The sequence below is a fragment of the Bradyrhizobium sp. CW1 genome, from assembly GCF_023100665.1.
Taxonomy (GTDB): Bacteria; Pseudomonadota; Alphaproteobacteria; order Rhizobiales; family Xanthobacteraceae; genus Bradyrhizobium; species Bradyrhizobium canariense_D.
On record NZ_CP064684.1, the window covers coordinates 8,208,828 to 8,220,023 of the forward strand.

The 11,196-nt window shown below is 65.5% G+C and carries 7 protein-coding genes and 1 pseudogene; 5 read left to right on the forward strand and 3 right to left on the reverse strand.

What is annotated here, in order from left to right:
• Nucleotides 1–138: 138 nt before the first annotated feature.
• Genes pheS through IVB54_RS39170 form a run of 3 tightly spaced genes read left to right on the forward strand, consistent with a single transcriptional unit; the run spans nucleotide 139 to nucleotide 4,419 of the window.
• Nucleotides 139–1,221 (forward strand): phenylalanine--tRNA ligase subunit alpha, encoded by a 1,083-nt coding sequence (gene pheS / locus IVB54_RS39160; RefSeq protein WP_026233010.1) that lies wholly within the window; start codon nucleotides 139–141, stop codon nucleotides 1,219–1,221.
• Nucleotides 1,218–3,626, forward strand: a complete 2,409-nt coding sequence (gene pheT / locus IVB54_RS39165; RefSeq protein ID WP_247777013.1) for a phenylalanine--tRNA ligase subunit beta — start codon at nucleotides 1,218–1,220, stop codon at nucleotides 3,624–3,626. The genes pheS and pheT overlap by 4 nt, the downstream gene beginning before the upstream one ends.
• Nucleotides 3,627–3,648: 22 nt before the next feature.
• Nucleotides 3,649–4,419: a sulfite exporter TauE/SafE family protein gene (locus IVB54_RS39170; RefSeq protein ID WP_018455726.1), complete on the forward strand. Its 771-nt coding sequence runs from the start codon at nucleotides 3,649–3,651 to the stop codon at nucleotides 4,417–4,419.
• A 163-nt stretch (nucleotides 4,420–4,582) separates the two neighbouring features.
• On the opposite strand, the pseudogene IVB54_RS39175 reads toward IVB54_RS39170, so the two are convergent.
• Together IVB54_RS39175 and IVB54_RS39180 are read right to left on the reverse strand one after the other, a co-directional pair.
• Nucleotides 4,583–5,443 (reverse strand): annotated as a pseudogene (locus IVB54_RS39175) (IS30 family transposase); the annotation flags it as partial.
• 158 nt (nucleotides 5,444–5,601) lie between these two features.
• Entirely contained in the window at nucleotides 5,602–6,990 is a 1,389-nt protein-coding gene (locus tag IVB54_RS39180) for an FAD-dependent oxidoreductase (protein ID WP_247777014.1), read from the reverse strand.
• A 192-nt stretch (nucleotides 6,991–7,182) separates the two neighbouring features.
• Here IVB54_RS39180 and IVB54_RS39185 point away from each other — a divergent pair, with 192 nt between their 5' ends.
• Entirely contained in the window at nucleotides 7,183–8,160 is a 978-nt protein-coding gene (locus IVB54_RS39185) for a YiiX/YebB-like N1pC/P60 family cysteine hydrolase (protein ID WP_018459587.1), read from the forward strand.
• 103 nt (nucleotides 8,161–8,263) lie between these two features.
• Here the strand turns inward: IVB54_RS39185 and IVB54_RS39190 are convergent, their stop codons facing one another.
• Nucleotides 8,264–8,539, reverse strand: a complete 276-nt coding sequence (locus tag IVB54_RS39190; RefSeq protein ID WP_007598521.1) for a metal-sensitive transcriptional regulator — start codon at nucleotides 8,537–8,539, stop codon at nucleotides 8,264–8,266.
• Between the two features lie 50 nt (nucleotides 8,540–8,589).
• Here IVB54_RS39190 and IVB54_RS39195 point away from each other — a divergent pair, with 50 nt between their 5' ends.
• A complete protein-coding gene (locus tag IVB54_RS39195; RefSeq protein WP_247295837.1) occupies nucleotides 8,590–11,025 on the forward strand; it encodes a heavy metal translocating P-type ATPase in 2,436 nt (811 codons plus the stop codon).
• Nucleotides 11,026–11,196: the final 171 nt, after the last annotated feature.

Here is an 11,196-nt window from a genome sequence, read left to right on the forward strand (position 1 = left end):
TCGTATCCCCCTTGGTGCCAGGCCCCCGCGCGAGGTTCAACCCAGCCGCTCGTCAGCCCGAAATGACCGGCTTTTCGCTTGACGTTACAGCCTTCGGGCGGCGACAACCCAGCCGAATTTGGCAGCAGGGATTTGACCGTGTCCGACCTCGCAATGCTCGAAACATCCATCCTCGACCACATCGCCGCAGCCGGCGATGAGGCCGCCCTCGAAGCGGTGCGCGTCGCAGCCCTCGGCAAGAAGGGTTCGATCTCGGCGCTTCTTGCCACGCTCGGAAAAATGTCCCCGGACGAGCGCAAGACGCAAGGCGCCGCGATCAACCAGGCCAAGGACAAGGTCACTGAGGCGCTCGCGGCGCGGCGCGACGTCTTGAAATCGGCGGCGCTCGACGCGCGGCTTGCGTCGGAAACCATCGACGTCACCCTGCCGCTGCGCGATGCGCCCGCCGAGGCCGGCCGCATCCATCCGCTGAGCCAGGTCTGGGACGAGCTGACCACGATCTTCGCCGACATGGGATTCTCGGTTGCCGAAGGCCCCGATATCGAAACCGACGACTACAACTTCACCAAGCTGAATTTTCCGGAAGGCCATCCCGCGCGCGAGATGCACGACACCTTCTTCTTCCACCCGAAGGAGGACGGCTCCCGCATGCTGTTGCGCACCCACACCTCGCCGGTGCAGGTGCGCACCATGCTGAGCCAGAAGCCGCCGATCCGCGTGATCTGCCCGGGCCGCACCTATCGCATCGATTCGGACGCGACCCACACGCCGCAATTCCACCAGGTCGAAGGCCTCGTCATCGACAAGCACTCCCATCTCGGCCATCTCAAATGGATCCTGCACGAGTTCTGCAAGGCGTTCTTCGAGGTGGACCACATCAACATGCGCTTTCGGCCCTCGTTCTTCCCGTTCACGGAGCCGTCGCTGGAAGTCGACATCCAGTGCCGCCGCGACAAGGGCGAGATCCGCTTCGGCGAGGGCGAGGACTGGCTCGAGATTCTCGGCTGCGGCATGGTGCATCCGAACGTGCTGCGCGCCTGCGGCATCGATCCCGACGAGTACCAGGGCTTTGCCTGGGGCATGGGCATCGACCGCATCGCCATGCTGAAATACGGCATCGCCGATTTGCGCCAGCTGTTCGACAGCGACGTCCGCTGGCTGTCCCATTACGGCTTCAAGCCGCTCGAAGTACCGACCCTCGCGGGAGGGCTGAGCTCGTGAAATTCACTCTCTCCTGGCTGAAGGAACATCTCGACACCGACGAGCCCTTGGACAAGCTCGCCGAGAAGCTCACCATGATCGGGCTCGAGGTCGAGAACATCGAGGACAAGGCGAAGGCGCTGAAGCCTTTCACCATCGCGAAGGTGATATCCGCCGAGCAGCATCCGAATGCGGATCGGCTGCGCGTCTGCATGGTCGACACCGGTGATGGCGGCGCACCCGTGCAGGTGGTGTGCGGCGCGCCGAATGCGCGTGCGGGTCTCGTCAGCGTGTTCTCCCCGCCCGGCACCTACATTCCCGGCAAGGACATCACGCTCGGTGTCGGCACCATCCGCGGCGTCGAGAGCCGCGGCATGCTGTGCTCGGCGGCTGAGTTGCAGATTTCCAACGACCATGACGGCATCATGGAATTGCCCGCGGATGCGCCGATCGGCGCTGCCTACGCCGCATGGGCCGGCCTCGGCGATCCCGTAGTCGAGATCAACCTGACGCCGAACCGGCAGGACTGCACCGGCGTGCACGGCGTCGCGCGCGACCTTGCCGCCGCCGACATGGGCAAGTTCAAGGACCCCACAATCAAGCCGATCAAGGGCGAATTCCCCTGCCCGGTGAAGGTCACGGTCGAGGACGCGGCGCTGTGCCCAGGCTTCGCGCTGCGGCTCGTGCGTGGCGTGAAGAACGGGCCGTCGCCGGAATGGCTGCAGAAGCGACTGACCGCGATCGGGCTGCGCCCGATCAACGCGCTGGTCGACATCACCAACTTCATGACCTACGACCGCGCACGGCCATTGCACGTGTTCGACGCGAAGAAAGTGAAGGGCAATCTCGTGGTGCGCCGCGCCCGCGACGGCGAGACGCTGCTCGCGCTTGACGGCCGCAGCTACAATCTCGATCCCGCGATTTGCGTCATCGCGGACGAGCACGGCGTCGAATCGCTTGCCGGCATCATGGGCGGCGAGGCCTCGGGCTGCGACGAGACTACCACCGACGTGCTGATCGAATCGGCGCTGTGGAACGAGATCAACATCGCCCAGACCGGCCGCAAGCTCGGCATCAATTCGGACGCGCGCTACCGCTTCGAGCGCGGTGTCGATCCGGCTTTCATGGTGCCGGGGCTGGAGCTCGCGACAAAACTCGTGCTGGAGATGTGCGGCGGCACGCCGTCCGAGAACGTCGTGGTCGGCAAGAGCTTCGGCGACGACCGCGTGATCGATTTTCCGGTGACCGAGGTCAAGCGCCTCTCGGGCATCGAGGTGCCGATGCCGGAGATGAAGCGCATCCTGACTCATCTCGGCTTCATGATGGCGGGCCCGGGGCCCGTCGTGAAGCTCGCGGTGCCGTCATGGCGGACCGACGTGCACGGCAAGGCCGACATCGTCGAGGAAGTCGTCCGCATCTACGGCGTCGACAAGGTGCCGATGACGCCGTTCGAGCGCGGCGAGGACGCACGCAAATCCGTGCTGACCCCGCTCCAGCTCCGCACCCGCCGCGCCAGGCGCGCGCTGGCGAGCCGCGGCATCATCGAAGCGGTGACCTGGTCCTTCATCACCAAGTCAGCCGCAGAGCTGTTCGGCGGCGGCCAGCGCGAACTCGAGGTCGCCAACCCGATCGCGTCGGATTTGTCCGACATGCGCCCGACCCTGTTGGCCGGCCTGATCGCGGCGGCGCAGGCCAATGCCGATCGCGGCTTGAGCGATGTCGCGCTATTCGAGGTAGGGCAGGTGTTCAAGGGCGATCGCCCGCAGGATCAGTTCATGGCGGCAAGCGGCCTCCGCCGCGGCTTTGCGTCGTCGCAAGGTCTGGGACGACACTGGTCGGGTTCGGCGCAGGCTGACGTGTTCGATGCCAAGGCCGATGCGCTCGCGGTACTCGCCGCCGCCGGCGCACCAATGCAGGCCCTTCAGATCGTCGCGGGCGGCCCGTCCTGGCTGCATCCCGGGCGCTCCGGTACGATCCAGATCGGGCCGCAAAACGTGCTCGGCTATTTCGGCGAGATGAATCCGCGCGCGCTCGAGGCGCTCGGTGCCGGCGGCCCGCTGATGGTGTTCGAGGTGATCCTCGACCGCATCCCCGAGGCGAAGAAAAAGCCGACCCGTGCCAAGCCCGTGATCGAGCTGTCGGCATTCCAGCCTGTGTCGCGTGACTTCGCCTTTATCGTCGACCGCACCGTGAAGGGCGGCGACATCGTGCGCGCGGCTCAGAGCGTCGACAAGAAGCTGATCACCGCTGTGAACGTGTTCGACGTCTACGAAGGTAAGGGCATCGACGACGGCAAGAAGTCGATCGCGATCGCGGTGACGATTCAGCCGCGCGAAAAGACCCTGACCGACCAGGAGATCGAGGCCGTCGCCGCGAAAATCGTGGCGGAGGTGACGAAGAAGACCGGCGGCACTTTGAGAGCATGATCATGCTCGAGAATCATAGAGCATGAATCTCACTGACTTTCTTCCAAAGGACGTCAGCCTCACCATTGCGATGGCGCTCTGCGCCGTCGCTTTCGTTTCGGGCACCGCGCGCGGCTTCTCCGGCTTCGGCTCGGCGCTGATCTTCATGCCGTTGGCGAGCAGCATCGCGGCGCCGCGTCTGGTTGCCGCGCTGCTCCTCGTGATCGATTTCGTCGCGGCCGCGCCGCTGCTGCCTGACGCCTGGCGCAAGGCCGACCGCAAGGCCACCGCCGTGATCGTGCTGGGCGCGCTGGTCGGCGTGCCCGTCGGCACCTATTTCCTCAGCGTGCTCGAACCCGTTACGACGCGGTGGATCATCTCCTGCTTCGTCGCCGCGCTGTTGCTCTTGCTGCTGTCGGGCTGGCGCTATCGCGGCAAGGACCACGCGTGGCTCTCGGTCGGCATCGGCAGCCTCTCCGGCTTCTGTAGCGGCCTCGCCCAGACCGGCGGCCCGCCGATCGTCGGCTACTGGCTCGGCCGCCCGGTCGCATCGATCGTCGCGCGCGCCAACATCTTGCTGTTCTTCGGCGCGTCGGATTTCTTCTCGATGATCAGTTACGCGACCACAGGCCTGATCTCACGCGAATCGCTTGTGCTATCGCTCATCGTCGGGCCGGTCTATGCGATCGGCGTCGCCTTCGGTGCGTCGCTGTTCGGCCGTGCCAGCGAGAAAGTGTTTCGCGCCATCTGCTACGCGCTGATCGCGCTCGCGGTGATCGCGGGACTGCCGCTGCTGGACGGGGTGTTACGGTAAGTCTCTCCGCGAGTCGTCCTGGCGAAAGCCAGGAGGTGGATTCACACTCGAAGTGCAACAGTTGAGAGGAGAAGGCCTCTGCCGGGGTTCTGAAGTCAAGGCATTTGCGCGGGGTGTTGTTGTAGGCGGCAATGGACTGACGGAAGCGCTTGGTTGGGAGCTTTTCAAGGTCGGTCTTTCGGGGGATGAAGCGGCGCAAGCGGCCGATGGCGTTCTCGATGCCGCCCTTTTGCCACGGCGCGTGCGGGTCGCAGAAGAAGGTCTTCATCAAGAGGCGCTGCAAGGAAAGGTGGGCGGCGAACTCGGTGCCGTTGTCGAAGGTGACGGTACGGCGCAGTGCCTCCGGTACGGCTTTGAACAGGCGTACGAGATGGCTAGCGATACCGGCGGCGAACTTGCGTTCGATGGGAACGGCGAGCAGCAGGCGCGAGGTTCGCTCGTGGACGGCCAGGATGGCCTGCCGGTATTTGGAGAACATCATCAGATCGGCTTCCCAGTGGCCCGGGACTTTGCGATCGGCGACCTCGGCAGGCCGTTCTGCCAGCGAAACACGGCCTTCGATGAAGCTTGCGGGGCTCCCGCCTCGTTTGCCGCGGTGGCCTCGCTTGCTCTTGCCCCGAGGCAGATAGCGCCGCCAGGTGAAGTCCGTCGTGCGTGTGATCTGGGCGTAGATGAAGCGGTAGATGCTCTCGCAGGAGATCACCCTACGGCCACGTTCCCGGGCCAGCCTGCCTGCGACCTGTTCGGGTGACCAACCGCGGCTCAAGCCTGCCAAGACCTCGCGGCGCAAGCTGGCGTCCCGCTCGAGGCGAGAGCCCTTCCAGCGCCGCGCCCGGGTCTGCTGCTGAGCATAGCTTGGCTTGTAGCCGACTTGCCTGCCACGGTTCCGCCTCAGCTCCCGAGAGATCGTTGATGGCGGCCGATCCAAAGCTGCCGCGATTTGCCCGACCGAGCCGCCATTGGCCGAAAGGCGGGCAATCTTGCATCGATCGTCAAGGGAGAGCTGTTTGTAAGTCCGCCCCATGGCAACACCTCCAGATGGAAGTGTTGCACTTCGTTTGTGAACTCAGGGGACCCATTACCCCAGCGTTTGTAGCGCGAGCTGGCCACCACAAGTCTTCGCCAAACGACTTCTGGGGTCATGGGTCCTGGATCTGCGCTGCGCTTGTCCAGGTCAATTGCCTATGGCCGCGGCGCTCGCCGCTTCTTCGTGGACTGCGTCGGGACGTCGGCCGGCTCGTCCTTGAGCGCGCCGATCTTGCGCAAGGCCGCGTCCGCGGCGCGCTCGCCGCTTTCCCAGGCGCCGTCGACGGTGCCCCAGAGCGTCTCGTGCGTGGCTTCGCCGGCGAGGAACATGTTGCCGATCGGCTCGGCGAGGATTCTTCGCGAGAACTGACCGCCGGGCGAGGCCGCCGACATCGCACCCATCACGAACGGCGAGGCGTTCCAGCGCGTCACGCTGGCTTTCTGCACGGCTGCGGCGACCTCGCTGCCGAACAGCTTCGTGATCCATTCTCTGGCGAAGGCCGTCATCGCCTTCTCGCCTTGCTGGGTGAGATCACGGCCGAACGAGCCGCCGACATCGATCGAGCACAGCGAGGAGCCGCCGATATTGGCGAACATCAGCGCCGTGCGCGTCGAGTTGCTCTGCTCGATCAGGATGTCGTCGCGCGACAGGCCGAGCGGATTGCCCGGTAGCTGCAGCACGATGTGATCGTAGCTCCCGAGCGTGAGCTTTGATGCGGCATCGAGCGTGCGCTTCGGAATGTCAGGCCCGAACTTGATCGCGCCCGAGGTCAGGACATTAGTCGAGACCGTAATGATGGCCGCGCGGGCGGCGATCCTGCCGGCCTGTGTCTCCACGCTGACGTCGCGATTGCTCCAGACGATCCGGCTCGCCGGTGTCGACAGTGCGACCGGCGCCTGCTCACCCAGTTTGGTGATCAGGGTCCCCAGGCCCTGGCGGCAGGCGATCGCGGCGTTGCGATCCTGTGCACGCGCCTTGTCGATCACAGACAGCTCCTTCAGGTCCTTGCCGGCGAAGCTCGCACCCAACATGAACTCGGCCGCCCCGGCCCAGTCGCCGAGATCCTTCGGCAGCACCGAGGCGCAGGCGGTATCGAGCTTGCCGCGCGCGGCCTCGTCGATGGCGCGGTTGGCCCGGACCAACGCCGCCAGGAACTCCTCGGTCTCGCCGGCCCGTGCGTTGCGGCGGCCGATGCGCATCTTCTGGCCTGAGGGCGCCGGCAGAACGTCGAGCCCGGCACTGCGCGCCAGCCGGATCATCGGATTGGTGTCGGGATTGTGCATCCAGCGCGCGCCGCGATCGAACGGCGTGTCGAAGGTGGTCGTATCCGTGATGCAGCGGCCGCCGATCTGCGACGCAGCCTCCACCACCACGACCTTGCGATTGGCCGCCATGATACGCCGCGCCGCGGCAATTCCCGCCGCGCCCGCGCCGATCACGACAATGTCAGCCTCGCGCGGCAGGGTCGCGGCGGTTGCGCGCAGGACCGGCATCGCGGCAAGGCCCGCCGACGCCGATAGGAAGCTGCGGCGCGTGATTGTCATGTCATGGTTTCCGGAGACTTGCGGCAAACGGGAACAGCTAGCGAACCTTGCCGTATCTGATGTTGCGCGGCAACCATCATGGTGAATCAATCGTGCTTGATGTCACAAATCGATGAACCGAATTGCAACACGTTCCGACCATGGTAGAGAAGAGAAAAAGACGGCCGGAAAAGGCCGTGGGGGAGTTTTGAAATGGGGACGGTCCTGGACTCAGTCGGCAAGCTGATTGCCGCGTACCTCTCGAAGGAGGTGCCGGGCTATGAGCCGTTCACGCCGAGCGACCCGGAGCATCTGCGCGGCGTCATCGAGCCCGGCGACGTGCTGCTGGTCGAGGGCAACAACCGCATCTCTGGCATCATCAAATATCTGACGCAGTCGACCTGGTCCCACGGCGCACTCTATGTCGGCCCGATCGAGGGTGCGGAAGAGCCCGACGGCGAGCCGCACGTGCTGATCGAGGCCAATATCGGCGAAGGCGTCACCTCCGCGCCGCTGTCGAAATATTTTCCCTATCACACCCGCGTCTGCCGCCCGGTCGGGCTGTCCTATGAGGACCGCACCACGGTCTGCCGCTATGCAATCAACCGCATCGGCTTCGGCTACGACACCAAGAACATCGTCGACCTGATGCGCTTTCTGTTTCCGCTGCCGATCCCGCAGCGCTGGCGGCGGCGCATGATCTCGATCGGCTCGGGCGATCCCACCAAGATCATCTGCTCGGCCCTGATCGCGCAAGCGTTCGACGCCGTGCGTTACCCGATCCTGCCCAAGATCACCAAGGCCGGCAGCCGTGCTGCCCGCCGCGAGATCCTGCACATCCGCGATTCCTCGCTCTACATGCCCCGCGACTTCGACATCTCGCCCTATTTCGAAGTCGTCAAACCCACCATCGTGCACGGCTTCGACTACACCGCCTTGCACTGGGCCGACAAGCAGAAGCCGCTCGAGGAGGTAGCCGGCACCTTCGGTGTGTTTCCAGAAACGTTCCGTGCGCCGCCGCTCGTTCCTGAAACGATTGACGAAGAGGCGCCGATTCCGGCTGAAGAAGTGAGCGCGCACCCAGCGGAGACGGTCGATCGCGTCACCGTCTCGGAGCGCTTCCGGCGGCTGAAGAAGCTGGCCATGGACCGCCCAAGGCGGCGCGGTCGGGCGCGCGAACGGGCGGCGTAGCCGTCGCTCCACTATCGTCATTGCGAGCGCAGCGAAGCAATCCAGGTCTCTGCCTGAGCAGTCTGGATTGCTTCGTCGCTACGCTCCTCACAATGACGGCGATCTACCGCTCCGCCCGCCCAATCACCGCCATCAGCTCCGCGATCTTCTCGCGCTGGTCCGCCTTGTCGCCGCTCGCGATCGCATGCTCGACGCAATGGGCGACGTGATCTTTCAGAACCTCTTCCTCGACCCGGCGCAGCGCGGCGCGCACCGCCGAGATCTGCGTGACGATGTCGATGCAATAGCGGTCTTCCTCGACCATTTTCGAGAGGCCGCGAACCTGCCCCTCGATCCGGCCGAGACGTTTTCCGACGGATGCCTTGATGTCCTTGCGCATGCGGACTATATACCCCCCTGGGGTATCACTTGCAAGGCCGGAGCGTGGCAATGAACGACGCCGAACACGAGCACCATCGCAAGCCGGAAACACATTCCGGCTGCGGCTGTTCCAGTAAGGCTGTCCCGGTCGAGAAGCCCGCGGCTGCCTCATGCTGCGGCGCGCACGGCTATCACGCGCATGACCACCGCGCCGCGGCAAAAGTCCGCGATCCCGTCTGCGGCATGACGGTCGATCCCGCGACGTCCAAGCACCGCTTCGATCATCACGGCGCGACCTTCCATTTCTGCTCGGCCGGCTGCCGCAGCAAATTCGCCGCCGACCCCGCAAAATATCTCGCCAAGGACAAGACACCCGAGCCCGAGATGCCCGCAGGCACGATCTACACCTGCCCGATGCATCCGCAGATCCGCCAGGCCGGACCCGGCACCTGCCCGATCTGCGGCATGGCGCTGGAGCCGGAAGTGGCGAGCCTGGAGACCGGTCCCAATCCCGAGCTTGCCGACATGACGCGGCGGTTCTGGATCGGCGGCGCGCTGGCGCTGCCGGCCGTCGTGCTGGAGATGGGCGGCCATCTCGCGGGCCCGCACAATTGGATCGATGCGACGCTGTCGAATCGGATCCAGCTCGTCTTTGCAACGCCAGTGGTGCTGTGGGCCGGCTGGCCGTTCTTCGTCCGCGGCTGGCAGTCGCTGCTGACGCGCAACCTCAACATGTTCACGCTGATCGCGATGGGCACGGGCGTCGCCTATGTCTACAGCCTGATCGGCACCATCACGCCGCAGATTTTCCCGGCCACCTTCCGCGGCCATGAAGGCGCGGTCGCGGTTTATTTCGAGGCCGCGGCGGTCATCACCGTGCTGGTGCTGCTCGGGCAGGTGCTGGAGCTGCGCGCACGCGACGCGACCTCAGGTGCGATCAAGGCGCTGCTGCAGCTCGCTCCGAAGACCGCGCGCCGCGTCGATGCCGACGGTAGCGAGCATGAGGTCGAAATCGACGCCCTTCATGCCGGTGATAGCCTGCGCGTGCGGCCGGGCGAAAAAGTGCCGGTCGACGGCGTCATTCTGGAAGGCCGCTCCTCGCTCGACGAGTCGCTGGTAACAGGCGAATCCATGCCGGTCACCAAGGAGACGGGCGCGAAGGTGATCGCCGGCACGCTCAACCAGTCCGGCAGCTTCATCATGCGCGCCGAGAAGGTCGGGCGTGAGACGCTGCTGTCGCAGATCGTGCAGATGGTCGCGGACGCGCAGCGCTCGCGCGCGCCGATCCAGCGTCTCGCCGACCAGGTCGCGGGCTGGTTCGTGCCGGCGGTGATCGCCGTTGCCGTCATCGCGTTCGCAGCCTGGGCCTGGTTCGGACCGGAGCCGCGGCTGGCCTTCGGCCTCGTCGCCGCCGTCAGCGTGCTGATCATCGCCTGCCCCTGCGCGCTTGGCCTGGCGACTCCGATGTCGATCATGGTCGGCGTCGGCCGCGGCGCGCAGGCAGGCGTGCTGATCAAGAACGCCGAGGCGTTGGAACGGATGGAGAAGATCGACACGCTGGTGGTCGACAAGACCGGCACGCTGACCGAGGGCAAGCCGAAGGTGGTCGCGATCGTGCCGGCGGCCGGCTTTGCGGAAGATGACATCCTCCGCTTGGCCGCCAGCGTGGAGCGCGCCAGCGAGCATCCTCTGGCCGACGCGATCATGCGCGCGGCGAAAGAGAAGCAGCTCGCGCTGGGCCAGGTCGAGCAATTCGATTCGCCGACAGGCAAGGGCGCCACCGGCAAGGTCGACGCCAAAACCATCGTGCTCGGCAATGCCAAATATCTGATGTCGATCGGCATCGACACCAAAACGCTCGATGGCGAGGCCGAACGGCTGCGCGGCGATGGCGCGACCGTGATCAACATGGCCGTCGACGGCCGGCTCGCCGGCCTGTTCGCGATCGCCGATCCGGTCAAGGCTTCCACGCCGGAGGCGCTGAAGGCACTCGCGGCCGAAGGCATCAAGGTCATCATGCTGACCGGCGACAACCGCACGACGGCGGAGGCTGTCGCGCGCAGGCTCGGCATCGCCGATGTCGAGGCCGAGGTGCTGCCGGATCAGAAGAGCGCGGTGGTGACAAAGCTGCAGAAGGCCGGCCGCAGCGTCGCGATGGCTGGCGACGGCGTCAACGACGCGCCAGCGCTGGCCGCAGCCGAAGTCGGCATCGCCATGGGCACCGGCACGGACGTGGCGATGGAGAGCGCCGGCGTCACCTTGCTGAAGGGCGATCTGACCGGCATCGTGCGTGCGCGAAAATTGTCGCAGGCGACGATGAGCAACATCCGGCAAAACCTGTTCTTTGCCTTCATCTACAACGCCGCAGGCATTCCGATCGCGGCCGGAATCCTTTATCCAACGTTCGGCGTGCTGCTGTCGCCGATCATCGCCGCGGCCGCGATGGCGCTGTCCTCGGTCAGCGTCGTTGGAAACGCGCTGCGGCTACGGGCAACGCGGCTGTGAGCGAGCGCCTTCTCTCTCGCACCGTTCACGAAACGCGGTAAGATGCGCGTAGCCTGGACGAAGCGGAGCCGACGAAGGCACGCCAGCACGCGCACCGGCATGAGTAGATTTGCCGCGCAGGCGGTGCGTTCCCCTCTCCCCTTGTGAGAAAGGGTGGCTTGCCGCGAAGCG